The sequence below is a fragment of the Flavipsychrobacter sp. genome (assembly GCA_041392855.1).
GTDB lineage: Bacteria > Bacteroidota > Bacteroidia > Chitinophagales > Chitinophagaceae > UBA5543.
Window position 1 is genome coordinate 307264 of sequence record JAWKLD010000001.1, and the last position, 24249, is coordinate 331512.

Consider the following 24249-nt stretch of genomic DNA (forward strand, 5'->3'; position numbering starts at 1 on the left):
ACATAATAAAGAAATTAGAAAATGGCATTACGTAAATATAAACCGGTTACACCCGGAGCACGTTGGAGAATAGGTAACGCATATGCTGAAGTTACCACAAACGAGCCTGAAAAGAGCTTATTAGAACCACTTACAAGTACTGGTGGTCGTAACTCTAGCGGTCGTCGTGCAATGCGCTACATTGGTGGCGGTAACAAAAAGATGTATCGTATCATCGACTTTAAGCGTGACAAGAACAATGTTCCTGGTACAGTGAAGTCTATCGAGTACGATCCAAACCGCTCTGCATTTATCGCATTGGTAATATACGCAGATGGTGAAAAACGTTACATCATTGCTCCTCAAGGTCTTGAAGTAGGTGCAGTAGTAGTAAGTGGTGAGAATGTTGCTCCAGAGGTAGGTAATGCATTACAACTTCAAAACATGCCTTTGGGTACTGTAGTTCACAACATCGAATTACAACCTGGTCGTGGCGCGGTTATAGCTCGTTCTGCTGGTACTTATGCTCAGCTTAGTGCTAAAGAAGGTAAGTATTGCATCTTAAAGATGCCTTCTGGTGAGTTGCGTAGAATATTAGGCGTATGTATGGCGACAGTTGGTACTGTTTCTAACAGTGACCACCAACTACAGTCAATGGGTAAAGCTGGTCGTGTACGTTGGAAAGGTCGTCGTCCTCGCACAAGAGGTGTTGCGATGAACCCTGTAGATCACCCAATGGGTGGTGGTGAAGGTAGAGCTTCAGGTGGACACCCACGTAGCCGTACCGGTAAATATGCTAAAGGAGAGAAAACTCGTAAACAAAAAAGCTCTGATAGACTAATCATTCAGCGCAAAAACGGTAAGAAACTATAATTAAGGTTTCAAACCTAACAACGATAATTATAAACTGAAAGTTTTAGAATGGCTCGTTCAATAAAAAAAGGTCCTTACGTAGAAGCAAAATTGGAAGGCAAAGTCCTTGCAGTTAACGAAGGCAATGCAAAGAAAGGCGTAATCAAAACTTGGAGCCGCCGCTCTACAATTACACCTGATTTTGTAGGTCATACATTCGCAGTGCATAACGGTAACAAATTCATACCTGTATATGTAACGGAGTATATGGTAGGTCATAAGTTAGGTGAGTTTGCACCTACTCGTAACTTTAGAGGACACTCTGGTAGTAAATAATATTTAAGTAAAATAATCGGTCCATCTTCTGGTGAGGCCAAATAGAAATAAATAACAAAATGGAAGCTGTAGCTCGTTTACGTAACTATCCTACATCGCCGCGCAAGATGCGTCTTTTGGCTGATTTGATACGTGGTATGGATGTTGAAAAAGCGCTAAACACATTGAAGTTTAGTACTAAGCACCCTTCAGTGCCTTTAGAAAAACTTGTACTTAGTGCAGTAGCTAACTGGGGCAACAAGAATGAAGGTATAGATGTTGCTGATGCTAATTTGTACATCAAAACAATATTTGTAGATGGTGGTCGTGTTTTGAAACGTATGCAACCTGCACCGCAAGGTCGTGCATATAGAATCAGAAAGCGTAGCAACCATGTTACTGTTATTGTAGATAGCCGTAACCCTGTTGCTGCTCCGGTAGCAACTGAAACAAACGAAGAAAACTAAAACATTCAACTAATTTAATATATAACGAATGGGTCAAAAAGCAAATCCTATAGGTAACAGGTTGGGAATCATCCGCGGATGGGACTCAATGTGGTATAGCTCAAAGAAGGATTATGGTCAGAAACTAGTAGAAGATCATAAAATCCGTACTTACCTGAACGCACGTATCAACAAAGGTGGTGTTTCTCGCATCGTCATTGAGCGTACTCTAGGTAAACTTATTGTTACTATACATACTTCTAAGCCTGGTATCATAATAGGTAAAGGTGGTTCTGAAGTTGATCGTATCAAAGAAGAACTGAAGAAGTTGACGGACAAGGAAGATGTTCAGATCAACATTATGGAGATTCGTCGTCCTGAACTTGATGCACAGATCGTTGCTGAAACTATAGCACGTCAATTAGAAAGCCGTGTTAGTTATAAGAGAGCTATTAAAATGGCTATCTCTACTGCAATGAGAATGGGTGCTGAAGGTATCAAAATTAAAGTTGGTGGACGTTTGAATGGTGCGGAAATTGCTCGTTCTGAAGAGTTTAAACAAGGACGTACTCCATTACATACATTCCGTATGGATATCGATTATGCATCAGTATTTGCATTAACTGTATACGGTAAGATCGGTATCAAAGTATGGATTTGTAAAGGTGAAGTATTAGGAAAGCGTGACCTTAACCCTAACTTCTCAGCAGGTTCTGATCGTCGTGGTGGCGGTGAGCGTAGCGGAGGAAATGATAGAGGTGGTCGTGGACGCGGTGGACGTGGTGGACGTCGTAATTAATAATATTTGTAGAGCAACTATTAAAATATTGTAACAATGTTACAACCTAAAAAAACGAAACATAGGAAAGCCCATAAAGGTAGAATCAGAGGTAACGCACAACGTGGTGCTACTATTGCATTCGGTTCTTTCGGACTAAAAGCATTGGAGCCTAAGTGGATTACAAACCGCCAAATTGAGGCAGCTCGTCAGGCAATGACGCGTCACATGAAGCGTGAGGGTAACGTTTGGATCAGAATATTCCCTGACAAGCCTGTAACTGCTAAACCAGCCGAAGTACGTATGGGTAAAGGTAAAGGTAGCTTGGATTACTGGGCAGCTGTAGTGAAGCCGGGACGTATTATGTTCGAAATGGACGGTGTTCCGAGGGCAATAGCAGAAGAAGCATTAAGACTTGCTGCACAAAAGCTTCCTATTAAAACGAAATTTGTTGTTCGTAGAGACTATAACGGAGCGTAAGCCATTAGTGTTAGCGAACTAAATAATATTAAAAATTTGAATCATGGCCAACACAAGTAAATCGCAGGTTCAGGAGTATAGCTCAATGGATGATCAGGCATTAGCTGACAAGATCACGGAAGAAGAGGTAAGACTGAAGAAATTGAAATTCAGCCATGCTGTTAATCCAATAGAAAACCCGCTTGTAATACGTCAATTACGTCGCAGCATTGCACGTATGAAAACGATACAGAATAGCAGAACATCTAGTTCAAAATAAAAGTTTTAGAAATGTCAACAACGACTGAAACAAAAACAGAAGCAACGAATAAGCCTTTATCAAGAAGGTTTAGAAAATCACGTATAGGTTTAGTGACTAGTGATAAAATGGATAAAACCATCACTGTTACAGTTTTACGTAAAGTAAAACACCCTATATACGGTAAGTTCGTTAAGAAGTCGAACAAATTCCACGCTCATGATGAGAACAACACTGCTGGTGTTGGTGATACAGTACGTATCATGGAAACTCGACCTTTAAGCAAAACTAAGCGCTGGCGCCTAGTAGAAATAATTGAAAAAGCTAAGTAATAGAAATCTTAATATAATAAGATGATACAACAAGAATCAAGGCTTAGTGTAGCCGACAACAGTGGAGCTAAGGAAGTACTATGCATCCGTGTGTTAGGTAACTCTGGACAAAACTATGCAGCTATTGGAGATAAAATAGTTGTTACTGTAAAAAATGCATTACCTGGTGGCGGTATGAAAAAAGGTACTGTTTCTAAAGCAGTTATCGTTCGCACTAAGAACAAGTTACGTCGTAAGGATGGTTCATACATCAACTTTGATGATAATGCAGTAGTTCTTCTTAACAACTCAGATGAGCCAAGAGGTACTCGTATATTCGGACCAGTAGCGCGTGAACTACGTGATAAAGGCTACATGAAAATAGTTTCATTAGCACCAGAAGTATTGTAAAATATGTTGTACCTTTGCAGCCCGTTTTCAGATGGGTATGTATAGAACAACTTTTAATCTATAGTAATTGTGAAAAACAGATTTCAACCAAAATTCAATATCAGAAAAGGCGATAATGTTATCGTTATAGCTGGTAATGATAAGGATAACAACACACCACACAAGGTTTTGGCTGTATATCCACACGCTGCTCGTGTATTGGTAGAAGGTGTAAATATTGTTACAAAACACCTTAAGCCAAACGCTCAGAACCCACAAGGTAGCATCGTGAAAGAAGAAGCACCTATACATATATCTAATGTTATGCTTTGGGATGCTAAAGCCAAGTCTGCTACACGTATCAAGCGTGAGCGTACTAATGGAAAAATTGTTCGTATATCTAAAAAGTCTGGGGAGGAAATTAAATAATGGAAACTACAGTATACAAGCCTCGCTTACAGAAGCAATATAACGACGAAGTTGTACCAGCTTTGATGAAAAAGTTTGGCTACAAAACAGTTATGCAGTGCCCTCGTTTGGTTAAGATATGTCTTAACCAAGGTGTTAAAGGTTCAGTAGCAGATAAGAAATTGATCGATGATGCTGTGAAGGAGATGACAATGATCTCTGGTCAAAAAGCTGTGCCAACACTTTCTAAGAAGGATATCTCAAACTTTAAACTACGTAAACACATGCCTATCGGTTGTCGTGTTACACTACGTAGTACTAAAATGTATGAGTTCTTAGATCGTTTTATCGCTGTAACACTACCACGTGTACGTGACTTTAAAGGTATCAATGATAAATCTTTTGACGGTCGTGGTAACTACACTATGGGTGTTACTGAACAGATCATCTATCCGGAGATCGATATTGATAAGGTAAACCGTATCAGCGGTATGGACATCACTTTTGTGACTACAGCTAATACAAATGAAGAAGCATACGAATTACTTAAAGAATTAGGTATGCCATTCAAGAACATAAAAATCGAAAATAATAACTAATTATAAATGGCTAGACAATCAGTAAAAGCCCGCCAACGCAAACGCGAAGCAATGGTAGCGAAGTATGCTGAAAAGCGTGCTGAACTTAAAGCCGCAGGAGATTACGCTGCACTAGACAAATTACCGAAGAACGCTTCTCCGGTACGTTTGAAAAACAGATGCCAGCTTACAGGTCGTCCTAAAGGTTATATGCGTCAGTTCGGTATTTCACGTAACGTATTCCGCGACATGGCTTTAGATGGCAAAATACCAGGTGTTCGTAAAGCAAGCTGGTAATTATTAAACGTTGTAAGGTCAACCTAACTTTTTTGAAACCGACAACAAACTTTATTTACAAACTAAATTAGAAAATGGTAACAGATCCAATAGCAGACTATCTTACTAGAGTACGTAACGCGCAAATGGCACGTCATCGTATCGTAGAAATACCAGCTTCAAAGGTTAAGAAGCGCATGACTGAAATTTTGTATGACAAAGGTTATATCCTTAAGTACAAATTTGAAGACGATAATAAGCAAGGTGTTATTAAGATAGCGCTTAAATATGATGCACAAACTAAAGAACCAGCAATAAAATCTTTAGAGCGTGTTAGCCGTCCTGGTCTTCGTCAATACGCTAAGCCAAGTGAGATCAAAAGAGTGATTAATGGTTTAGGTATTGCTATAGTGTCTACATCTAAAGGTGTAATGACAGATAAAGAAGCTAAGGCGCAGAATGTGGGTGGTGAAGTATTGTGTAACATCTATTAATAATAAAACAGTAATTGATACATTAAGCCGTGCCTATACTAGGCTGACCGGTCGATTGCTATCATAACAATATAAAGACTTAATAATATGTCTCGTATAGGTAATAGTCCAATTTCAATTCCAAGTGGTGTAACTATCACAGTTGCTGAGGGCAATGTGGTTACAGTAAAAGGACCTAAAGGTGAATTAAAAGAAACTATCGATAGCGATATGGTTCTTGAAGTAGCTGACGGTACTTTAACTATCAAGCGCCCGTCTGAGCAGATCCGTCACCGTGCAGTGCATGGTTTAAGTCGTGCTCTTGTTGCTAACATGGTTACAGGTGTAACTGAAGGCTTTAAGAAAGAGCTTGACCTTGTAGGTGTAGGTTATCGTGCTGCAGTTCAAGGTCAGACTTTAGATATGTCTCTAGGTTATTCTCACAACATCGTGTTTGAACTACCTAAAGAAGTTAAAGCTGAGGCTGAAATGAAGAAAGGTGTTCCTCCAAGAATTACGCTTGAGTCTATAGATAAGCAACTTGTTGGTCAAGTAGCTGCTAAGATCCGTAGCTTACGTAAGCCTGAGCCTTACAAAGGAAAGGGTGTGCGTTATGTTGGTGAATACATTCGTCGTAAAGCTGGTAAGTCTGCAGCTAAGTAATAAGGTTTTATCAGCTGCTTAGTAATAAGCACTGTATTAATATAAACATTAAAAATCTCGGCAGCCATCCCACAGGGGTGAGCCCGTAACATAAAAAGTAAATAAGATGTCTCTTGATCAAAAAGTAGTTCGTCGTCAAAAATTACGCTGGCGTATACGTACCAATGTAAAAGGTACAGCACAAAAGCCTCGTATGTCTGTATTCCGTAGTAATAAGGATATATACGTACAACTTATAGATGATGTAACTGGTACAACATTGGCTTCTGCTAATTCTCGTCAGAAGGATATTGCTGCACAAAGTGGTAATAAAGTAGAAAAGGCTGCTATGGTGGGTAAAGCAATTGCTGCTGCTGCTAAAGAAGTAGGGGTAGAACAATGTGTTTTCGACCGTGGTGGTTACTTATACCATGGCCGTGTTAAATCATTAGCTGACGGTGCACGTGAAGGTGGATTGAAGCTATAATTATTATTTGAATTTTATATAATAAAGATAATGTCTAACTCAAATACAAATCGCATAAAAGCTGGAGATCTTGAACTAACGGAGAAAGTAGTTTCGATAAACCGTGTTGTGAAAACAACTAAGGGTGGTCGTGCTTTTAGCTTCTCTGCATTAGTAGTAGTAGGAGATGGTAAAGGTGTTGTAGGTCACGGTCTTGGTAAAGCGAAAGAAGTACAAGAAGCAATCACTAAAGGAATAGATGATGCTAAGAAGAACTTGATCAAAGTTCCTGTTATGCACGGTACTATACCTCATGCTCAGCTTTCAAAGCAAGGTGCTGCTAAGGTTTTAATTAAGCCTGCTGCACACGGTACAGGTGTAATTGCTGGTGGTAGCATGCGTGCTGTTTTAGAAGCTGCTGGTATCACTGACGTACTTACAAAGAACCTAGGTTCTGCTAACCCACAAAACGTGGTTAAAGCAACATTTACTGCTCTAGCAACTTTGCGTGAGCCTGTTAAAGTAGCAAGAGATCGTAACGTAAGCCTTAAGAAAGTATTCAACGGATAATATTCGTTATACACTTTCAAGGTATTTTATAAAACTATTGAATATAAGTAGCGTCATGGCTAAGTATAAAGTAACACAAATCAAAAGCGGTATTGATCGTCCTGAGCGTCAAAAGCGTACACTTGTAGCATTAGGTCTTCGTAAGCTTAACGCTAGTGTAGAAGTAGATGGCGATAGCGCACACGTAATGGGAATGGTTAAAAAAGTTAGCCATTTAGTGAAGGTTGAAGAAGTAAAATAATTTTTTAAACATTTGCGAGCGGCTTTACATTCCGCGCAAGTCCAAAAAAGTAAAATATGCAATTACACAATTTAAAACCAGCAAAAGGCGCTACACACAGAACTAAAAGAGTAGGTCGTGGTGAAGGTAGTGGTCTAGGTGTTACAGCTGGTAAAGGTAACAAAGGTCAACAATCTCGTGCAGGTTACAAGAGCAAAATAGGTTTCGAAGGTGGTCAAATGCCTTTGCAACGTCGCTCTCCAAAGCGTGGCTTTAAGAACAGAAACCGTATTGAGTATAAAGTATTCAACCTTAATCAAGTAGATGAGCTAGTAGCTAAGTATGGTATTGTGGAGTTTTCTTTAGAAAATTTGTATATCAACGGTCTTATTGCTCAAACGGATCTAGTGAAAATATTGAGTAACGGAGAGATCAAATCTAAGGTTACTTTTAAAGTAAATGCTGTAAGTGCTAATGCCAAAAAAGCTATCGAAGCAGCTGGTGGTACAATAGAGTTAGTATAACAAGCAAAAAATCTTAAAAGACGCATTTGGAGAAATGCGTCTTTTATCGTTTATTCGCAATTCATTTTTGATTAACATTAGTCCCTGTGAAGAAACTAATTACAACGCTTAAGAACATTTGGAGCATAGAAGAGCTACGTAAGCGTATTTTATTTACCCTAATGCTTATACTAGTTTACCGTGTAGGTAGCTTTATAACATTACCAGGAATAGACCCTAACAAATTATTATTAGAGGGTAGTCAACAAGGTCTTTTGGGACTATTTAACATGTTTGCAGGTGGTTCGTTCAGTCGTGCCTCCATTTTTGCATTAGGTGTTATGCCGTATATCTCGGCGTCTATCTTTATGCAGTTGGCTGGTATAGTTGTACCACAAATTGCTAAACTACAAAAAGAAGAAAGCGGTAGAAGAAAATTAAACCAGTGGACACGTTACCTGACTGTTATCGTAACAGCTTTTCAGGCAAGTGCATATGTAACTTACCTACTTAACCAAAGTGGTGGTGCTATAGTTCAGGAATATCAAGGTGTTCTATTCTGGTTGTCTACAACAGTAGTACTTACAGCAGGTACATTATTCGTAATGTGGTTGGGTGAGCGTATTACTGATAAAGGTATTGGTAACGGTGTTTCTTTATTAATCATGGTGGGTATCCTTGCCCGTCTTCCAGATTCACTAGTTCAGGAATTTGCAGCTAAAAACTTAGGTGGTGCAGGTGGTCTTTTGATATTCTTGATAGAGATGGCTTTCTTCATTGCAGTCATAGTAGGTCTTATCATGCTTACACAAGGTGTACGTAAAATACCTCTAAACTTTGCACGCCGAGTAGTAGGTGGTGGTAACACGGCTCGTGAGATAGCTGGTGGTGCTCGTGATTTTATTCCGTTGAAAGTGAATGCTGCTGGTGTAATGCCTATCATCTTTGCTCAGGCTATCATGTTCATACCAGCTACATTAGCAGGTTTTGCAGAAGGTAATGAGACTGCTTCAGGTTTTATAGCTCAGCTAAGAGATAATACCTCTTTATGGTATAATGTAGTATATGCTATACTAGTTATTGCATTTACTTATTTCTATACAGCTCTTACTGTGAACCCTACAGAGATGGCTGATAACTTAAAGCGTAACAACAGCTTTATACCAGGTGTAAAACCAGGTGAGCCTACAGCAAACTACATTGCTACTGTAATGGATCGTATCACACTTCCTGGTTCAATATTCCTTGCGCTAGCAGGTATACTACCGGGTATTGCAGCTCTATTTGGTATTACAAGAGGTTTTGCAGACTTTTTCGGTGGTACTTCAATGCTGATCGGTGTAGCTGTAATCTTAGATACATTACAACAAATTGAAAGCCACTTGTTAATGCGTCAGTATGATGGTTTGATGAAAACTGGTCGTATCTCAGGACGTAAGCAAGCAGCTTCTGTATAAAAAAAATACTACTTTGATATTTTTAGTTTATAATGATTCACATAAGGACTAAAGAAGAAATCGAAATAATTAGAAGAAATGCCTTAATGGTAACTGCCACCTTAACTGAGGTGGCAGCTTTTTTGCGCCCAGGTATTACTACTAGATCTATAGATGAGATGGCCGAAACCTTTATTCGAGATAATGGAGGTATACCTTCTTTTAAAGGTTATGGACCAGAGTATTCGCCATTCCCGTCGTCTCTATGCATTTCTGTTAATGAAGCTGTTGTGCATGGTTTCCCAGGCGACTATGTGCTAAAGGATGGTGATCTAATATCCGTTGATTGCGGGTTTTATAAAGATGGCTATCATGGAGATCATGCTTATACATTTGCGATAGGTGAGGTTAGTGCGGAGGTACTTCAGTTGATGAAAGTAACCAAAGAGGCGTTGAGGCTAGGAATAGTACAAGCAAGAGAAAACAATAGAGTAGGAGATATTTCTAATGCTATTGAGCGATATACGGCAAAAGAGCACGGCTATGGCGTAGTAAGGGAGCTTGTAGGGCATGGAGTAGGTAAAGAACTACACGAAGATCCTCAAGTGCCAAACTATGGTAGAAGAGGATTTGGTAAGCGTTTGAAAGCAGGTATGGTGCTAGCGATTGAACCTATGATCAATCTTGGTTCAAGAGAGATAAATAGCTTAGATGATGGATGGACCATTATTACTGCAGACGGTAAACCATCGGTTCATTATGAGCATACTACACTTGTCGGTAAAAAAGAAGGAGAAAATCTCTCTGATTTTGGACCGATAGAAGATGCAGAAAGAGCTAATAGTGAACTAAATACAGGACATTTAGTCTGATCTAATCCAACTTTCTAAAAGTTTATTTGCCTTTTTTGCAATCAGTTTTGAAGGGCTATTGTATTTTATGAAATATGATTGTATTTTGATGTCGTTATATTTCAAATAGTTAGACAAGTCTGATTAACTCAATAACACAACAATAATGAAAAAAATAATTTGTTCGCTCCTGTTAGTCTCTACAAGCATTTTTGCTCATGCGCAAATAAATGCACAAGATCTAGAGCTTGGTGTACATGGAGGTATTAGTAGTAACGGAGACGCTGTAGGCAATATGCCTTACAAAGGAGATATCGCTACATTTAACTATAGTGGTCACTTGTCTATTATATACCACATACATAAGAATTTTCAAATAGGCTTTGAAGGAAGAGTTACTGAGTTGTCTCGTATGACAGACTCTGTTTACCTTAGTCCATATAAAATCCCTTTTGGTGCGGATGGTAAAAAGATGGTATATGCTAAGTATATGGTTTCAGGTGCTTTCTTAGCCAATTTGCAAGCACCGGTAGGTACTAAAGGTGGTTATGTTTATGCTGGTGGTGCTGTAGGTTATGGTACAGGAAGACATAAAACAAGAAGACTTAATGATAACGAAAACTACCGTACTCCAGATGGTGGTGAAGGTATGGTTTTCGGTGGTCAAGTTGGTTTTGTTATGGGCTTGTCTAAGTATGTAGGTCTTAATATTGAAGGTGCATACAGATCATATACCCTTAATTATGAAAATAACGAAGTGCCTTTATTAACACCTAAAGAGAAGTTGAGCTTTACAGTTACTGATGTTTCGGGTACTATTGGTTTAAGATTCAGAATACCATATAGCCAAGAGCGTCATGATATGAAAATGCCTGCTTTTGCTGCTCCGTTAGGCAAATAGAATACATTGTTTTAATCATTTGATACATACGTAAAGTGCGCTACAATTGTAGCGCACTTTTTTATTTCAGCATGTTTTAAATGTATTTGTTGCGATGCTTATTAATCAGCTGTAGGAGCTAGTTTATCTTTTTTCTTATTGGCATATATCAGTAGAGCAATACCTCCTAGTATTAACCCAAAAGAAATGATCTCTGCCTGTGTTGGGTGTAAGAAACCCCAGTCGTATTTGAAGTTGACGCGCATTTTCTCTATAAAGAAACGCTCTAGTCCGTTAAATATGAGGTAGGTGCCAAACATTTGCCAAGCATATTTCAAACGTTTTCTTATTTGCCATAAGATGAAGAAAATAATGATGCCTAATGTAGTTTCGTATATAGGTGTAGGGAATACACCTACAGGTAAAACACCACAATACTTACCAGTACAGCCCAATATTTGCATACCTTCATTATGAATATTGTGCTTATAGTTCATCGCAAACATCCAGTCTGGTAGCCAGCTAGGCGCTTGAACGTAAGAATAAGGGACGTTTTGTAAAGAACCGAACTCTCTTGTAAAATAGCCTGATGCTTCTTGTAATCTCATTTTAAACTCTGCTAATGTTGCTGCTTGTAAAGAACCATCAGGTAGAGAGATATAGGCGGCATTTAATATGCCCCAGTCGCCATCTCCGGCTACTTGGCAACCAAGTCTTCCAATACCATAAGAAAGTATTAAGCCAGGCGCTGTTGCATCGCAAAGGTGTTTGAATGGGATACCTTTCTTTTTTGAATAGTAGTAGAGCGCTGCTGTAGCTACAATAAGACCTCCGTAAAAGGTTAAGCCAGAAGAAGAGAATAAATTGGCTATAGGGTCTTTAAGGAAGTCTTCCCATGTCTCTAGTGCATTAAAGACTTTAGCGCCAACTAGGCCGCCTACAGCGGCTATAAATACTATTTCAAATACTCTCTGGTGAGGGTAGGTTGCTACTTTACGTTGTTCAGGTTTAGGTAGCTCCTGTTTTTTCTTGTCTGAATACTTCATGTATCCAAACAAGCCTGCGCCTAGAATCCCTACTATTAAGTTGCCTTTAGTCGACAGTAGAAACTCCAGAGGGTCGGGCGCTGCTTCAGCAATATTACTAAAGAGACCACCAACCTTATAGCCCAGTATAAATCCTAAAATGATAGAGACAACTAAGTCTGATGTTTTTAATGGTTCCCCAACAGTTATGGTGCTGTATGTGGGATGTAGCAACCCTTGTTTTTCTTTACGTTTAAGCTCAGCAGTGATGGTCCATGCGGCAACTATAAAGCCCATAGCTACCATAAAGCCAAACATTTTAAAGATGCTAAGCCATTCAGGGAAATCAGTATTAAATATACTTTCTAGAAAGAATTCGAAATCTGGATACATAATCGTTGGTAAAAGTAATAAATAGATACGCTACTTCTTTGACCTATGGCAGAAGCATTTGTTATATTTTTTCAATAATACTTAGCGACTGCTGAATCATTTTCTCTATTGCAGCATCTGCATCTTGTGAAGTTGTTTCATCGGCTCTGTTGGCTACTACGGTGCTTATTGATACGCAATTATGACCTAAAATCTTGCTAAGTCCATAAATAGCTGACGTTTCCATCTCGTAATTAAGTATTTTTTGTCCTCTACTGTTAAAACTCTTTAGTGCATCCAATAAATAGGGTAGGCTTATGTTGCCTCTTAGTTTTCGTCCTTGAGGGCCATAGAAACCCGGACATGTAGCTGTAATGCCATGAATGTACCCTTTAGTAAAGTGAGAGAGTAGTCTTACAGGTGCTTGAGCTATGTAGGGAGTGATGTATTTACCTGATAGGTTATTATGCTGTATAAATTCGTTTAGAATAAACTGTTCGTCTGTATTGTTATCATAGTTATAGTAGTGGAGTAAATTATCCATACCAATTGCATAGTTGCTTACAATAAAACTATCAACCGGTATATCTGATTGCAGGCTACCGCATGTACCTAGTCTAATAATATTAAGCTTCTTTAGTTCAGTGTTAATGGTTCTTGTTTTAAGGTCTATGTTGGCTAGGGCGTCAAGCTCGTTTAAAACAATATCTATGTTGTCAGGACCAATACCTGTGCTAAGAATAGTTAGTCTTTTTTTGCCAATGTATCCTGTGTTGGTAATGAACTCTCTGTTAGAAGATCTATGCTCTATTTTATCAAAATATTGGGCTACTTTTTTTACACGATTGGGATCGCCTACCGTTATAATTGTATCGGCTATTTGGTCTGCTTTTAAGTCTAAATGATATACAGCCCCACGTTTATTGAGTAGTAATTGAGATGCGCCAATAGTATCGTTAAAATGACTCGGCATAATTCTAATTTCTTTGCTTGTAAAGAAACGATTTTTTACTACATTTGCAATCCCTTGTGGTCGCGTGGCCGAGTGGCTAGGCAGAGGTCTGCAAAACCTTCTACAGCGGTTCGAATCCGCTCGCGACCTCCAAAAGGCTCCTTTTAAAAGGAGCCTTTTTATTTTTTGTATGGGTAGCTACCATAAAAATCATACATTTTAGCGCTCAGGCTTTTAGCATAAGGTTTATAGTATAGCGGAAATTTTTTAGAGGTATATAAATAGCTTTCTGCCGGGTGTTTTAAGGCACCTCCGTATACATTATTAGAGCCATTAGGTAAGGGGAGAGGTAGTTTATCAAAGTTGTGATCAAATACTACAAGGCGTTGTTTGTATTTAGTAGTCACTGAATAGTTAGAGGCAAAAAAATCATCTTTTTCATCATCCTTTAAATTGTCTGATGATTTCTGTATCGGGTAGCCAAATATTACAATTTGAAAATCAGTTGCTCCGTTTTCCAGTACTGTATTTTTAACGGGTTGCAAGTTCTCATTGAGTAATATGCCGTCAAACTCTTTTTTTCTGATATGCTCAATATTGCTGTCAATATAATAGTATACAGGGCAGTAATAAAAGTTATCATTAAAGTCCCTAACCATTTTAGTTAAGATACTATCAGTATCTTTTTTTAATAGCTGTATATCATCCGTCTTTTTTCTTTCTTGTAGGTACGCCAGCTTGTTCTGATTGGTGAATAGTTGTACTAAGATAGCCTTAGGTGCTTTTTCATCAGCTTTTGCTTTTTTGCGTTTAATGATTTGAGCATTAGCACTGCTCATCAATAGCAAGCATAGTATCGTAATGAGGTATTTCATATTAAACCCTTAGTTAAAAGTTGTTGTATAAAGATAGGGCATTATTGAATGTTAGACATGATAAAGCCCTTCTCAAAAAGAGAAAGGCTTTACCGATATTCAGTTTATTTACAAAGCTATTACAAAGAAGCGGCTCTTGTATTTAGCATGTCAAGAGTTTGTTTGTAAGAAGTAGCTCTTTCTGTATCTCCTGATTGTTGTGCGATACCATACATGATGTTGATAAGCGTTAAGTCTCTCTGTACATCACTGCGCATAGATTCTCTACGACTATCTTTTATAGACATGATATAATTAATATCATCTTCTGCATTTTTTACCAGTCTGTCTGCTACAAAACGAGCTTTTTCTTTATTGCCAATGTTGTAGTAGGCTATAGCCATAAAGTATGCTGTAGCATCATATAGGTAAGAGCTTTCGCTAATGCCTTCTTTAACCTTATCGAGCACTTGCTCGGCCTCTTTTATTTTACCTTCATTAGCAAGTAGCGTAGCTATACGGCTACAGTTGATCCTGTAGGCTGCAAACATGATACGGTTCTTTTCATCAAAGTATTCCTCATCCGTATTTGCATTACCCCAATCATAAGTATTCATGAATAGGTCATAACTCTTCTCTACATTACAGCTACCAAGGTCTTCTGGTCCTTTAGGGCCTACATTAATAACTCTATAAGGAAGTAGACGATAAATAACACCTTCTAGACGCATATAATCCTCAAGACCTACATAGTTGTCACCAGGCAACATGCCACCAAAGTATATTGGTCTTTCCCATCCTTCCGCAGCAATAGCAGCAATGATATTAAGTGTAGCAATATCATCTTTATATGCCACATCCTTAGGGAAGGTGAAGAGGATATCTGTACTGATGTTAGATGTGTCTTTAGCTGCTACCAAGCCTTTTTCTATCAAGGTTTCTTTACTTAACGGTGGTATGGTAAAGTTCTTAGTAGGGAAGAAGTTTTCATTCTCTCCATTCGTCATCTGCAGTTTAGCTTGAGGTGCATCACTTATCACAAACTTACATATCTCAGACAGGTCAAAATATCTATCATCAGGTACTTGTTGCGGCTTGTAGTAGCGTAGGTAGTTTCTTCTATCGCCTAAATAATGCTCTCTTTTCCATATCATAGGTACAGGAGGTGCATCATTTATCTTGTTGTTCAGCTGGTCTATATACCAGTCTATACCTAGTAAGCTCATGTTTACTATACGCACGTCTGTTCTCACACGCTCTACTTCTTGTAAGTACCATAGCGGGTAAGTGTCGTTATCACCAAATGTAAATAGTATGGCATTCGGCTCACAAGACATTAATACATTATAGGCAGTATTGTGTGCCAAGGTTTTCTCAGAGCGATCGTGGTCGTCCCATTCTTCTTTGGCCATTAATGTTGGTACTGCCAATAGGCAAAGTGCTATAGCAAGATAGCTACCTGCAGATCCTTTTAAGAATCTTTGGAACCAATGATTCACCATTAATACACCCAAACCTATCCATATAGCAAATGCGTAGGTAGAGCCTGCAAATGCATAGTCACGCTCACGTGGTTGTAATGGTGGCATGTTCAAGTATATAGCAATAGCAATACCTGTAAAGAAGAATAGTACTAAGGTCACTAAACCATCTTTCTTATTCCTGTTGAATTGGAACACGATACCTAATAAACCCAGTATAAAAGGAAGTAGGTATAATTCATTTCTAGCCTTGTTGTTAGAGTATCCATCTTGTCCTAGATCAGCATCTCCAAGTCCTCTAATGTTTTTATCTAAGAACTTGATACCAGATACCCAGTTTCCCTTTTTAGGGTCTCCTTGTCCTTCAAAGTCATTTTGTCTACCGGCATAGTTCCACATAAAGTATCTCCACCACATCCAGTTTATCTGGTAGTTAAAGAAATACTTAAAGTTGTCGCCACCACTTGGTTTTTCTCCTTCTGCTAACCCTAGGTAGTTCTTATAAAATCTAATGTGTTGTGGATCGTTGTAATCCCAAATACGAGGGAAGAAACGACGATTAGCTGCATCGAATTGTGGTTCTACTTTTGTGCCTACCTCTTCGTAGAAGTCTTTACCATCCTTTGTAGAGCGAGCATATTTTTTACCTTTTTCTTTGAAATCATAAGGGCGGCTAGTAAAGTCAGGACCAAATAATAATGGTTGCTGTCCAAACTGCTCACGTTGGATATATGATACAAGGCTGATCGCATTATCAGGGTTGGTCATATCAATAGCTACATCTGCTCTAGAGCGGATCAATGGAGCTAGATAGCTGGAAAAACCAATAATGATAAATACCAAGCAAAGTAGCCCGGTGTGTAGTAAGTACCAGCCTTTGCGTTTAGCAAAGATCAATAGCCACACCATAACTGCAATAAGTAGCACTATGAATGTAAGGGCACCACTATCGAATGGCATGCCAAAGCTATTCACGAATAATTTATCCAGTTTAGCTGCTAGTATAGGTAAGCCTTGTAGGATACCAAACTGTACTAAGCCTAATAAAGCACAACCTATAAAGAATGCAATAACGGCACCTTTACTACTAGCTTTATAGCGGCGGAAGTAGTAAACCATTGCCAATGCAGGTATAGCCAATAAGTTCAATAAGTGAATACCAACAGATAGTCCCATCATGTAGGCGATGAATACCAGCCATTTATCTGCATTAGGTTGGTCAGCAATATGTTCCCACTTAAGTATTGCCCAGAATACCAATGCTGTAAAGAAAGAAGAGGTAGCATATACCTCGCCCTCAACGGCAGAGAACCAGAAGGTGTCTGAGAAGGTGTATGCTAATGCTCCTACAAGACCCGCACCCATTATCATAAGCACTTGGTTACCTGTAGGTTCATCTTCTCTATTGCTCACCATAAGGCGCATGGCAAAGTGTGTAATGGTCCAGAATAGGAATAGAATAGTTAATCCACTAGCTATCGCCGACCATGCATTGGTCATCAATGCTACATTCTCCAAGTTAGAGCCTGCTAAAAGCCCAAACATGCGCTGTATCATCATAAATAATGGTGCGCCTGGAGAGTGACCTACCTCAATATTGTAGGCACAAGAGATAAACTCACCACAGTCCCAAAAACTAACTGTGGGTTCCATAGTCATCAAGTATACTATGGTAGCGATAGCGCCGGTTATTAAACCGGTAATGTTATTGACTTTGCGAAAATTCATGCAGCTGTTATTTGACAGGAAACAAAAATAGAAAAATACGGTTACGCACCTATATTGAAGCTAGGAATTAACATATTTCTATAGTTGTTAATTATATATATTACTGTACGGTTAATAATTTTTATAATAGTAAGTGGTTAACACTTTTCAGTTTTTCAGCAGATAATACTTGTGCCAATTGTATTTCTCCTACTTCTCTTAGGTTATTTGCAATGCTATTAGCCTCATTTACAGCGTCTTGACTATGTATGAGCCAAAGGTAGTCTAGCTGTTTTATCTCGGGCATTAGGGTCTCTTTGTCTACTTTTAACTGATAGAGGGCATATTTGGTGGCACAGTCCTCCATTTGGTACTCGTACAAAGAAAAGTAAGTAGGCTCACCTTTTTTCTTTTTGTAGAGTACATCGGCCTCTGCTTCCCTTACAAAGTTGTAGCCAAAGTACTTGTTGATCATCCAGCAAAAGCGATAACCAGGTAATGCACTTACAATGCCTATTAATGCTGTGTCGGAGAAAAAATCATCCTCAACAGCGGTCATATCTAAGACTAATTTTGCCATTAATACTTATTGGCTACTAAATTACCTTTATATAGTGGAAAGAAAAACATATAAATGTGAGTGTAATGTGCATACATTTTTAATGAAATAATGATATTCTCTTTCTACTTTTGTAGCTGGAAAAGCTAATTAAGATAATTTGTCTTAAGGAGCTATTTTATTTTTATAGATAATTCTTTTTTATGATTGATGTTTTGCTAGGACTACAGTGGGGAGATGAGGGTAAAGGTAAGATTGTAGATTTTCTTGCGGCTAAGTACGATATAATAGCTCGATTTCAAGGCGGGCCAAATGCAGGGCACACTTTATATGTAAATGGTGAAAAGGTGGTATTACATACCATCCCGTCAGGTGTATTCCAGTCACATTGTTTAAATCTAATAGGCAATGGTGTCGTAATAGATCCTGTAACATTAGAAAAAGAAATAAAACAAATAGTAGCGCTGCAACCAGATCTGTTGGAGCGTTTATACGTTTCTCGTAGAGCGCATCTTATTGTGCCTACACATAGGGCACTTGATGCGGCATCAGAAGCAGCCAAAGGGAATGAGAAAATAGGTTCTACACTTAAAGGTATCGGGCCTGCTTACATGGATAAGACAGGACGTAATGGCTTGCGTGTAGGAGATGTACTAAGCAAAGACTTTGATAAAAAGTATCAGCAGCTTAAGGATAAGCATCTGCAATTGCTTGCGCAGTACGACTATGAGGTTGATATTACGGAATGGGAGCAAGACTTCATGAAGTCTTTAGAGCAACTAAGAGCATTGCAGGTTGTAAATGCAGAGTACTGGTTGGATGATCATATGAAGGCAGGCAAAAAGATATTGGCAGAAGGTGCACAAGGTAGCATGCTTGATATAGACTTCGGTACTTATCCATTTGTTACATCTTCTAATACGATATCAGCAGGTGTTTGTAATGGATTAGGCGTAAGACCTTCGGCTATAAAGGAGGTTTATGGTATCACAAAAGCATATTGTACAAGAGTAGGTAGTGGTCCGTTCCCTACAGAGTTGCACGATGAAGCTGGCGAGGAGTTGAGAAAAGCAGGTAACGAATTTGGCGCAACAACAGGAAGACCACGTAGGTGTGGTTGGGTAGATTTTGTTGCCCTTAGATATGCTGTAATGTTAAGCGGTGTTACTAAGCTGATTATCACTAAAACAGATGTTTTAGATGGCATTAAAGAGATAAAAGGTGCAGTAGCCTATAAAGTAGATGGAGAGGAGACAAAAGAGCTTCCGTACGATTTATGCAATACGGATGTGGAGCCTATTTACAAAAACTTCCAAGGGTGGACAGAGCCTATAAGTGCATGTAAAGAGTATAGCGAAACACCGCAAGTATTTAAAGATTACTGCAATTTTATGGAAGAGTATTTAGAGACTTCAATAGGTTATATCTCTAACGGTACAGGAAGAGATCAGCTTTTCGAAATGGGCTAAGGGAATTTAAACTATTTTTTCTAAAAAAAATATTTGGCAGTTTCGAGAAATAGTTAAAATATTACATTACTAATTCATTGTGATATGAGCTCAGGCCAAAATAAAAAAACAGCAACTAACAAGAGTGCAAAGACAAGCACCACTAAAACTGCCGCGAAGAAGGCTAGTGCCCCTAAATCGAAAAGTAAAAAAAGTCGTGGTGACTTCGATGATGATTTTGATTTAGATGAAGACATGGATTTCAACTTAGATGATTTCGATAGTGATTTTGATGAAGATGAGGAAGATGATTTTTATTAAAAAAACTTAGCTATTGCAGAGAGAAAAAAAAACGTACACTATCGCTAAAGGTCAGTTAGAAGATGTAAAGCTTCGTATGCTGAATTGGGCATCCCAATTCAGCATTTTTATGTATCTGGATAGTAATAACTATACTGAAAAATATATGCAATATCATTGCTTAGCAGGTATAGGTTGTACTACTTTTTTAGACACTACGGATGCCGATGCTCTTGATAAAATACATGCATGGCATAATGAAAATAAAGACTGGCTTTTTGGAAATATCAATTATGATTATAAAAATACACTAGAGCCAAAACTGCATTCTGCAAAAGAGAAACGTATTGATTTTCCGGAAGTATACTTTTTCAATCCTACTGTTGTATGTTCTATTAACTTGGGCAAAAATCAACTAGCGATTGAAAGTTATGATATAACACCAGATGAGGTATATAATGCGATGATGCATTTGCCTCCTATGAATGATACTCCTTTGCCAAAAGTTACGTTTAAGCAAAGAGTAGAAAAGGAACATTACCTGCAGACTATAAACCGTTTGAAGCAACACATAGCAGATGGAGACTGCTATGAAATAAACTACTGTACAGAGAGTTATGCTGAAAAAGTAAGTCTTACTCCTCGTACCGCTTTTAAAGCTTTGAATAATATTTCTCCTGCACCGTTTTCTGCTTTTTATAGATATAAGGATAGCTACATGATGTGTGCCAGCCCTGAGCGGTATTTACAAAAGGAAGGCGCAAAGGTAATAGCGCAACCAATAAAAGGAACTGCACCTCGAGGCTTCGATGAGCAACGAGATGAAGAGATCATGGCGGCTCTTGCAGAGAGCATTAAAGATCGTGCTGAGAACGTAATGATAGTAGATCTGATGCGCAACGACCTAGCACGCAGTTGCAAAGTTGGTAGTGTACAGGTTGATGAACTGTTTGGAATATATACTTTCCCGCAGGTGCACCAAATGATAAGTACTGTGAGTGGCGAACTTAAAGATGATGTACCTTTTACCGATGCTATAAAATATAGCTTCCCGATGGGGAGTATGACCGGTGCTCCTAAAATAAAAGTCATGGAGCTGATAGAACAATACGAACAGTCTAGAAGAGAGCTGTTTTCGGGGACTGTAGGATATATAAGTCCTGACGGTGATTTCGATTTCAATGTCATCATCAGAAGCTTGTTTTATAATGCCGAAACTCAATACTTATCCTTCCAAGCGGGAGGAGCAATAACCTACGACAGTATGCCTGAAAAGGAGTACGAAGAAATGCAACTAAAGTCTTGGGCGATGGCTCAGATCTTCCAGTAGAAATGTTACGTTTTGTTATAGTTTTAAACTGTATGTTTCACTTGAGTGGCTAAGTGGCTGATAACCAATCTTGCCCTTTTTCAAAATGTTACGTTTTGTTACAACGTTAGTACTGTGTTTTCTGTTTTTCATAGTGATGAAACATTGTTTTATATATAGCAAAAATACATAAAAATAACATTTTTGTAAAATCTGTTTTTCGAAAACTCTGCTACAAGAAATTACCCCTATCTTTAAGTGATGATAAAAAAGCTACCTATATGGCTGGTGTATAGTAGAGTAGTAGCGGGGCTGCTGATACTGCTACTGGCATGGCTGGGTGCGGAATGGAGTAGAGGGGTGATAGTGGCACTGATGGTGTATGGCTTGATATCCGATTTTTTTGATGGGTATATAGCGCGTAGAGTAGGTGTGTCGGCAGAGCGACTACGACGGCTAGACTCTACGGTAGATCAGTTCTTTTGGCTGGCAGTGATGCTGGGTAGTTATTGGCTCTCGCCACAGTTTTACAAAGACCATTGGCTGTCTATAACATTGCTCATAGGGCTGGAAGCTGCAGCTTACGTTATCAGTTTTGTACGTTTTAAAAAAGAGGTGGCTACACATGCGCTTGCCTCCAAGCTATGGGTGCTTACTTTGCTCTTTACTTTTGTAGAAGTGGTGCTAAGGGGCAACTCCTCTTGGGTGTTTACGATATGCTTTTGGGTGGGGGTAGTATCTCGGCTGGAAATAATTGCGATACTACTGCTCATAAAAAAGTGGGTAAACGATGTACCCACTATATATCATGCAATACAGTTGCGCCAAGGCAAAACCATTAAACGCAACAAGATCTTTAACGGTTAATGCTTACTGCAATACGCAGTTAACATGGCTTACATTACCTCTACCCGGATTGTCCTTCTCACATTCTATCTTTGCTTCGATCCTATCCTTCGTAGTTATAGTAGTCGTTGTGTTTTCATTATACCTTAGGTCGGTACACACACAGCTATAGTTTTTCTCACAAGAACTGAACAAGCCCATTGCAACCACGGCTAATAGACTAAAAGCGAAAGACTTTCTCATTTATAAATAGGTTTTACTTTAGATAATACCTTAAAGCTAATAATAAATATGTTTTTTTGCTACCCTTTGGGTAATATTTGCCCGAATGCCTGTGGGTTAAGCTTTTGCTTATAATTATAACAGAGTGTAGCTATAGTATTTCTGCTATTAGGAATATTCTGAACGCTATTTTATTTTGTACTAAAATTCACCCTATTATGAAGTCTTTTATCATTATTCTATCGCTACTATTCACTACCGCCATTGCGCCCAATGTTCAAGGGCAAACTGCCGAAGAAGTACATATTGTAGGAGAGCTAGTATCTTGCCCAACAGCAGAGCTGAAAAAAGTAGGTGTTGTAAATATTGATGGACTTGATGCGATGAGGGATAGTAAGAAACTATTGGCTAAAGCAACTCAAAGGGCTAAAGAGCAGGGTGGTAATATCTTAAAGGTACGCAAACTGAAAACGCCTGATGGGGGGAGTGCTGCTTATCGTATAGCTGCTGATGTGTATTATACCGCTGACCTGAACGCGTTTATAGCGCAAAAAAAACAAGCAGCCTCTACTGCTGTGGAAGCACTACTGCCAGATACTGCTTCTTATGCCTTGCTCTATGTGTACAGACCACATGCATATACTTCTGCTGCCGCCCGTTATAAAATATATTTGAATGATACGCTGGCTTGCAAAGTGGCTAGTGGTAGCAAGCATATTTTAAAGCTATATCAGCAAGGAGCTACAAAGCTTAACATCAAAGGAAGGGGCAATACAGATGTAAACATCAACATCACACATGGTAAGGTTTACTTTTTACGTTGCGATGTATCCTTGCAGTTTAAGGAGAATAATGCATTTAAAACTACACAGGTATTCACGCTGGTAGACCCCTACCCTGGATGGGAGGAGTATAATGGTTTTAAAGGAAGAGACGAGTAGTGCCTTGATCGTTTACTCAGGCTGTAGCTCGCAGTACACACCTGTAGTACCGTTGGGGTCACTAGGGTTGTTTTGCTCGCACTCGTGTCTGGCTTCGCTCCAGTTCTCGGCTTTTATTTCTTTGGTGTTCGTCAGTATAATGCCTCTGTCGGTACACACGCAGTAGTAGGTCTTCTTTTTGCAGGCAACAAGGCTGCTGCTAAGTGCAAGCACAGCAATAACAAGTAGGGCTTTTTGCATTATCGTAATTTATAGGTTGTGTAAAGATGAGTGAAAAAGGAGCGCAGTTTATGCGTCTCCTTTTAGTTGTTTTATTTCTTTTTCCAGTGCTTCCAGTTTTTCTTTAAGCTCGCCAATAGGCTTCAGGTAGTTACCGTAGTCTAGTCCGCTCACTACAGTACCACATTTATCGCAGCAGATGTAGATAACATTGTAGATATATCCTTTTACACCTTCTTCAATAGCGCCAAAGCTCTGGTTCTCGCATTTAGGACAAGTAGGTTTTATCATGAGTTCTGTTTTTGTTGTATTTAGGCTGCGAAGATACAAGTATCGCTCGGGCTGTGCAAAGGCTTGCCTGTTGTTTCTTGATCCGGATCAATGGTATTGTTCTACAAGGGTAAGACCTTTGCCTTATGAAACCTTTGATCGTACTAGTAGCCGTGTTTTTAATAACTGCATTGGTATTGAAGCTGACCAACAAGCTCGACTGGGCGCTGGCAGGGCGCGTGGCTATGGCAGCTATGCTTTGCTTTACAGCTATAGGGCATTTTGCCTTTGCCGATGGTATGGCTATGATGGTGCCCGATGTAGTGCCGTTTAAAAAAGAAATGGTGTATGCTACGGGTGTGTTGGAAGTGCTCTTTGGTATAGGCTTGCTCGTGCCTTCCTTGAGGGTATATACAGCATGGGCATTGATCGCATTTTTGGTGCTGATGCTGCCTGCTAATATAAAAGCGGCTATAGAGAGGGTAGACTATCAGAACGCTACCTATACGGGTGCGGGCTTGGGGTATTTATGGTTTCGTGTGCCACTACAGGTAGTGTTTATTGTGTGGACGTACTTGGCTGGGGTGAGGTAGTTTCGTCGTTACGAACCGAAGGGCGCAATCTTGTTGAATAATCACCGTCATTTCGAACC

The 24249-nt window shown here is 39.1% G+C and carries 34 protein-coding genes and 1 tRNA gene; 27 read left to right on the forward strand and 8 right to left on the reverse strand.

The features are described 5' to 3' along the window. The first annotated feature begins 21 nt into the window (after positions 1–21). From rplB to R2800_01590, 20 genes are all read left to right on the forward strand, one after another. Positions 22–852 (forward strand): 50S ribosomal protein L2, encoded by an 831-nt coding sequence (gene rplB / locus R2800_01495; GenBank protein ID MEZ5015699.1) that lies wholly within the window; start codon positions 22–24, stop codon positions 850–852. Between the two features lie 48 nt (positions 853–900). Next, positions 901–1167 (forward strand): 30S ribosomal protein S19, encoded by a 267-nt coding sequence (rpsS, locus tag R2800_01500; protein MEZ5015700.1) that lies wholly within the window; start codon positions 901–903, stop codon positions 1165–1167. A gap of 59 nt (positions 1168–1226) precedes the next feature. Continuing rightward, positions 1227–1613: a 50S ribosomal protein L22 gene (rplV, locus tag R2800_01505; protein ID MEZ5015701.1), complete on the forward strand. Its 387-nt coding sequence runs from the start codon at positions 1227–1229 to the stop codon at positions 1611–1613. A gap of 28 nt (positions 1614–1641) precedes the next feature. Further along, positions 1642–2391 carry a 30S ribosomal protein S3 gene (gene rpsC / locus R2800_01510; GenBank protein ID MEZ5015702.1) on the forward strand — a complete coding sequence of 250 codons (750 nt, stop codon included), beginning with the start codon at positions 1642–1644 and terminating at the stop codon, positions 2389–2391. Between the two features lie 36 nt (positions 2392–2427). Next, the gene (gene rplP, locus R2800_01515) at positions 2428–2850 is read left to right on the forward strand and encodes a 50S ribosomal protein L16 (protein ID MEZ5015703.1); all 423 of its coding nucleotides are present in this window, start codon (positions 2428–2430) and stop codon (positions 2848–2850) included. Between the two features lie 43 nt (positions 2851–2893). Next, complete coding sequence (gene rpmC / locus R2800_01520) at positions 2894–3109, forward strand: 50S ribosomal protein L29 (GenBank protein ID MEZ5015704.1); 216 nt, start codon at positions 2894–2896, stop codon at positions 3107–3109. Between the two features lie 11 nt (positions 3110–3120). Then, on the forward strand, positions 3121–3420 hold the full coding sequence (gene rpsQ / locus R2800_01525; protein ID MEZ5015705.1) for a 30S ribosomal protein S17: 300 nt from the start codon (positions 3121–3123) through the stop codon (positions 3418–3420). Positions 3421–3441: 21 nt separating this feature from the next. Next, positions 3442–3810, forward strand: coding sequence for a 50S ribosomal protein L14 (gene rplN / locus R2800_01530; GenBank protein ID MEZ5015706.1), 369 nt, complete (start codon positions 3442–3444; stop codon positions 3808–3810). Between the two features lie 69 nt (positions 3811–3879). Then, complete coding sequence (gene rplX / locus R2800_01535) at positions 3880–4218, forward strand: 50S ribosomal protein L24 (GenBank protein ID MEZ5015707.1); 339 nt, start codon at positions 3880–3882, stop codon at positions 4216–4218. Then, on the forward strand, positions 4218–4796 hold the full coding sequence (rplE, locus tag R2800_01540; GenBank protein ID MEZ5015708.1) for a 50S ribosomal protein L5: 579 nt from the start codon (positions 4218–4220) through the stop codon (positions 4794–4796). Before rplX ends, rplE begins: the two co-directional genes overlap by 1 nt. Before the next feature lie 6 nt (positions 4797–4802). Further along, positions 4803–5072, forward strand: coding sequence for a 30S ribosomal protein S14 (rpsN, locus tag R2800_01545; protein ID MEZ5015709.1), 270 nt, complete (start codon positions 4803–4805; stop codon positions 5070–5072). Between the two features lie 74 nt (positions 5073–5146). Continuing rightward, positions 5147–5545, forward strand: a complete 399-nt coding sequence (gene rpsH, locus R2800_01550) for a 30S ribosomal protein S8 (GenBank protein ID MEZ5015710.1) — start codon at positions 5147–5149, stop codon at positions 5543–5545. Between the two features lie 87 nt (positions 5546–5632). Next, positions 5633–6187 (forward strand): 50S ribosomal protein L6, encoded by a 555-nt coding sequence (rplF, locus tag R2800_01555; GenBank protein ID MEZ5015711.1) that lies wholly within the window; start codon positions 5633–5635, stop codon positions 6185–6187. A gap of 106 nt (positions 6188–6293) precedes the next feature. After that, on the forward strand, positions 6294–6653 hold the full coding sequence (gene rplR, locus R2800_01560; protein MEZ5015712.1) for a 50S ribosomal protein L18: 360 nt from the start codon (positions 6294–6296) through the stop codon (positions 6651–6653). Between the two features lie 30 nt (positions 6654–6683). Then, on the forward strand, positions 6684–7202 hold the full coding sequence (rpsE, locus tag R2800_01565; GenBank protein MEZ5015713.1) for a 30S ribosomal protein S5: 519 nt from the start codon (positions 6684–6686) through the stop codon (positions 7200–7202). 55 nt (positions 7203–7257) lie between these two features. Next, complete coding sequence (rpmD, locus tag R2800_01570; protein ID MEZ5015714.1) at positions 7258–7443, forward strand: 50S ribosomal protein L30; 186 nt, start codon at positions 7258–7260, stop codon at positions 7441–7443. Positions 7444–7499: 56 nt separating this feature from the next. Next, a complete protein-coding gene (rplO, locus tag R2800_01575) occupies positions 7500–7946 on the forward strand; it encodes a 50S ribosomal protein L15 (protein MEZ5015715.1) in 447 nt (148 codons plus the stop codon). Between the two features lie 86 nt (positions 7947–8032). Further along, on the forward strand, positions 8033–9382 hold the full coding sequence (secY, locus tag R2800_01580; protein MEZ5015716.1) for a preprotein translocase subunit SecY: 1350 nt from the start codon (positions 8033–8035) through the stop codon (positions 9380–9382). 32 nt (positions 9383–9414) lie between these two features. Further along, positions 9415–10233 (forward strand): type I methionyl aminopeptidase, encoded by an 819-nt coding sequence (map, locus tag R2800_01585; GenBank protein MEZ5015717.1) that lies wholly within the window; start codon positions 9415–9417, stop codon positions 10231–10233. A 145-nt stretch (positions 10234–10378) separates the two neighbouring features. Next, complete coding sequence (locus R2800_01590; GenBank protein ID MEZ5015718.1) at positions 10379–11113, forward strand: hypothetical protein; 735 nt, start codon at positions 10379–10381, stop codon at positions 11111–11113. Positions 11114–11214: 101 nt separating this feature from the next. On the opposite strand, the gene R2800_01595 is transcribed toward R2800_01590, so the two are convergent. Next, positions 11215–12510, reverse strand: coding sequence for a prolipoprotein diacylglyceryl transferase (locus tag R2800_01595; GenBank protein ID MEZ5015719.1), 1296 nt, complete (start codon positions 12508–12510; stop codon positions 11215–11217). A 61-nt stretch (positions 12511–12571) separates the two neighbouring features. Next, entirely contained in the window at positions 12572–13462 is an 891-nt protein-coding gene (locus tag R2800_01600; GenBank protein MEZ5015720.1) for a nucleoside phosphorylase, read from the reverse strand. A gap of 58 nt (positions 13463–13520) precedes the next feature. On the opposite strand from R2800_01600, the gene R2800_01605 reads away from it, so the two are divergent. Then, a tRNA-Cys gene (locus R2800_01605) sits at positions 13521–13594 on the forward strand. Positions 13595–13620: 26 nt separating this feature from the next. Here R2800_01605 and R2800_01610 read toward each other — a convergent pair. The 3 genes from R2800_01610 to R2800_01620 all read right to left on the reverse strand — a co-directional run bounded on the left by R2800_01610 (position 13621) and on the right by R2800_01620 (position 18063). Beyond that, positions 13621–14316 carry a hypothetical protein gene (locus tag R2800_01610; protein ID MEZ5015721.1) on the reverse strand — a complete coding sequence of 232 codons (696 nt, stop codon included), beginning with the start codon at positions 14314–14316 and terminating at the stop codon, positions 13621–13623. A gap of 119 nt (positions 14317–14435) precedes the next feature. Continuing rightward, entirely contained in the window at positions 14436–17504 is a 3069-nt protein-coding gene (locus R2800_01615; protein MEZ5015722.1) for a DUF2723 domain-containing protein, read from the reverse strand. A gap of 121 nt (positions 17505–17625) precedes the next feature. Continuing rightward, positions 17626–18063, reverse strand: coding sequence for an IPExxxVDY family protein (locus R2800_01620; protein MEZ5015723.1), 438 nt, complete (start codon positions 18061–18063; stop codon positions 17626–17628). 182 nt (positions 18064–18245) lie between these two features. Between R2800_01620 and R2800_01625 the strand changes: the two genes are divergently transcribed. The 4 genes from R2800_01625 to R2800_01640 all read left to right on the forward strand — a co-directional run bounded on the left by R2800_01625 (position 18246) and on the right by R2800_01640 (position 21966). Beyond that, on the forward strand, positions 18246–19511 hold the full coding sequence (locus R2800_01625) for an adenylosuccinate synthase (protein ID MEZ5015724.1): 1266 nt from the start codon (positions 18246–18248) through the stop codon (positions 19509–19511). 84 nt (positions 19512–19595) lie between these two features. Beyond that, on the forward strand, positions 19596–19811 hold the full coding sequence (locus tag R2800_01630) for a hypothetical protein (GenBank protein ID MEZ5015725.1): 216 nt from the start codon (positions 19596–19598) through the stop codon (positions 19809–19811). A gap of 13 nt (positions 19812–19824) precedes the next feature. Next, on the forward strand, positions 19825–21120 hold the full coding sequence (locus tag R2800_01635; protein MEZ5015726.1) for an anthranilate synthase component I family protein: 1296 nt from the start codon (positions 19825–19827) through the stop codon (positions 21118–21120). 240 nt (positions 21121–21360) lie between these two features. Beyond that, positions 21361–21966 (forward strand): CDP-alcohol phosphatidyltransferase family protein, encoded by a 606-nt coding sequence (locus R2800_01640; GenBank protein ID MEZ5015727.1) that lies wholly within the window; start codon positions 21361–21363, stop codon positions 21964–21966. Positions 21967–21969: 3 nt separating this feature from the next. On the opposite strand, the gene R2800_01645 is transcribed toward R2800_01640, so the two are convergent. Further along, positions 21970–22188, reverse strand: coding sequence for a hypothetical protein (locus R2800_01645; protein MEZ5015728.1), 219 nt, complete (start codon positions 22186–22188; stop codon positions 21970–21972). Positions 22189–22385: 197 nt separating this feature from the next. Between R2800_01645 and R2800_01650 the strand changes: the two genes are divergently transcribed. After that, the gene (locus R2800_01650) at positions 22386–23108 is read left to right on the forward strand and encodes a DUF2846 domain-containing protein (GenBank protein ID MEZ5015729.1); all 723 of its coding nucleotides are present in this window, start codon (positions 22386–22388) and stop codon (positions 23106–23108) included. Positions 23109–23120: 12 nt separating this feature from the next. Here R2800_01650 and R2800_01655 read toward each other — a convergent pair whose 3' ends face one another. Continuing rightward, the gene (locus tag R2800_01655; protein MEZ5015730.1) at positions 23121–23348 is read right to left on the reverse strand and encodes a hypothetical protein; all 228 of its coding nucleotides are present in this window, start codon (positions 23346–23348) and stop codon (positions 23121–23123) included. 48 nt (positions 23349–23396) lie between these two features. Further along, positions 23397–23618 carry a hypothetical protein gene (locus R2800_01660; protein ID MEZ5015731.1) on the reverse strand — a complete coding sequence of 74 codons (222 nt, stop codon included), beginning with the start codon at positions 23616–23618 and terminating at the stop codon, positions 23397–23399. Positions 23619–23743: 125 nt separating this feature from the next. Here R2800_01660 and R2800_01665 point away from each other — a divergent pair, with 125 nt between their 5' ends. Beyond that, positions 23744–24190: a hypothetical protein gene (locus R2800_01665; GenBank protein MEZ5015732.1), complete on the forward strand. Its 447-nt coding sequence runs from the start codon at positions 23744–23746 to the stop codon at positions 24188–24190. Positions 24191–24249 lie beyond the last annotated feature (59 nt).

Bases quoted from the DNA above. Each gene is read 5' to 3' on its own strand.
- rplO (MEZ5015715.1), top strand. From the start codon at position 7,500: ATGCAATTACACAATTTAAAACCAGCAAAAGGCGCTACACACAGAACT.
- R2800_01630 (MEZ5015725.1), top strand. From the start codon at position 19,596: ATGAGCTCAGGCCAAAATAAAAAAACAGCAACTAACAAGAGTGCAAAG.
- rplN (MEZ5015706.1), top strand. From the start codon at position 3,442: ATGATACAACAAGAATCAAGGCTTAGTGTAGCCGACAACAGTGGAGCT.
- rpsC (MEZ5015702.1), top strand. From the start codon at position 1,642: ATGGGTCAAAAAGCAAATCCTATAGGTAACAGGTTGGGAATCATCCGC.
- R2800_01650 (MEZ5015729.1), top strand. From the start codon at position 22,386: ATGAAGTCTTTTATCATTATTCTATCGCTACTATTCACTACCGCCATT.
- rpsE (MEZ5015713.1), top strand. From the start codon at position 6,684: ATGTCTAACTCAAATACAAATCGCATAAAAGCTGGAGATCTTGAACTA.
- rpsQ (MEZ5015705.1), top strand. From the start codon at position 3,121: ATGTCAACAACGACTGAAACAAAAACAGAAGCAACGAATAAGCCTTTA.
- R2800_01655 (MEZ5015730.1), bottom strand. From the start codon at position 23,348: ATGCAAAAAGCCCTACTTGTTATTGCTGTGCTTGCACTTAGCAGCAGC.
- rpmC (MEZ5015704.1), top strand. From the start codon at position 2,894: ATGGCCAACACAAGTAAATCGCAGGTTCAGGAGTATAGCTCAATGGAT.
- R2800_01625 (MEZ5015724.1), top strand. From the start codon at position 18,246: ATGATTGATGTTTTGCTAGGACTACAGTGGGGAGATGAGGGTAAAGGT.
- map (MEZ5015717.1), top strand. From the start codon at position 9,415: ATGATTCACATAAGGACTAAAGAAGAAATCGAAATAATTAGAAGAAAT.
- rplB (MEZ5015699.1), top strand. From the start codon at position 22: ATGGCATTACGTAAATATAAACCGGTTACACCCGGAGCACGTTGGAGA.
- rplE (MEZ5015708.1), top strand. From the start codon at position 4,218: ATGGAAACTACAGTATACAAGCCTCGCTTACAGAAGCAATATAACGAC.
- R2800_01665 (MEZ5015732.1), top strand. From the start codon at position 23,744: ATGAAACCTTTGATCGTACTAGTAGCCGTGTTTTTAATAACTGCATTG.
- R2800_01595 (MEZ5015719.1), bottom strand. From the start codon at position 12,510: ATGTATCCAGATTTCGAATTCTTTCTAGAAAGTATATTTAATACTGAT.
- R2800_01660 (MEZ5015731.1), bottom strand. From the start codon at position 23,618: ATGATAAAACCTACTTGTCCTAAATGCGAGAACCAGAGCTTTGGCGCT.
- rpsH (MEZ5015710.1), top strand. From the start codon at position 5,147: ATGGTAACAGATCCAATAGCAGACTATCTTACTAGAGTACGTAACGCG.
- rpsN (MEZ5015709.1), top strand. From the start codon at position 4,803: ATGGCTAGACAATCAGTAAAAGCCCGCCAACGCAAACGCGAAGCAATG.
- R2800_01600 (MEZ5015720.1), bottom strand. From the start codon at position 13,462: ATGCCGAGTCATTTTAACGATACTATTGGCGCATCTCAATTACTACTC.
- R2800_01590 (MEZ5015718.1), top strand. From the start codon at position 10,379: ATGAAAAAAATAATTTGTTCGCTCCTGTTAGTCTCTACAAGCATTTTT.
- rplF (MEZ5015711.1), top strand. From the start codon at position 5,633: ATGTCTCGTATAGGTAATAGTCCAATTTCAATTCCAAGTGGTGTAACT.
- rplV (MEZ5015701.1), top strand. From the start codon at position 1,227: ATGGAAGCTGTAGCTCGTTTACGTAACTATCCTACATCGCCGCGCAAG.
- R2800_01610 (MEZ5015721.1), bottom strand. From the start codon at position 14,316: ATGAAATACCTCATTACGATACTATGCTTGCTATTGATGAGCAGTGCT.
- rplP (MEZ5015703.1), top strand. From the start codon at position 2,428: ATGTTACAACCTAAAAAAACGAAACATAGGAAAGCCCATAAAGGTAGA.
- R2800_01615 (MEZ5015722.1), bottom strand. From the start codon at position 17,504: ATGAATTTTCGCAAAGTCAATAACATTACCGGTTTAATAACCGGCGCT.
- R2800_01620 (MEZ5015723.1), bottom strand. From the start codon at position 18,063: ATGGCAAAATTAGTCTTAGATATGACCGCTGTTGAGGATGATTTTTTC.
- R2800_01640 (MEZ5015727.1), top strand. From the start codon at position 21,361: ATGATAAAAAAGCTACCTATATGGCTGGTGTATAGTAGAGTAGTAGCG.
- rplR (MEZ5015712.1), top strand. From the start codon at position 6,294: ATGTCTCTTGATCAAAAAGTAGTTCGTCGTCAAAAATTACGCTGGCGT.
- R2800_01645 (MEZ5015728.1), bottom strand. From the start codon at position 22,188: ATGAGAAAGTCTTTCGCTTTTAGTCTATTAGCCGTGGTTGCAATGGGC.
- rpmD (MEZ5015714.1), top strand. From the start codon at position 7,258: ATGGCTAAGTATAAAGTAACACAAATCAAAAGCGGTATTGATCGTCCT.
- rpsS (MEZ5015700.1), top strand. From the start codon at position 901: ATGGCTCGTTCAATAAAAAAAGGTCCTTACGTAGAAGCAAAATTGGAA.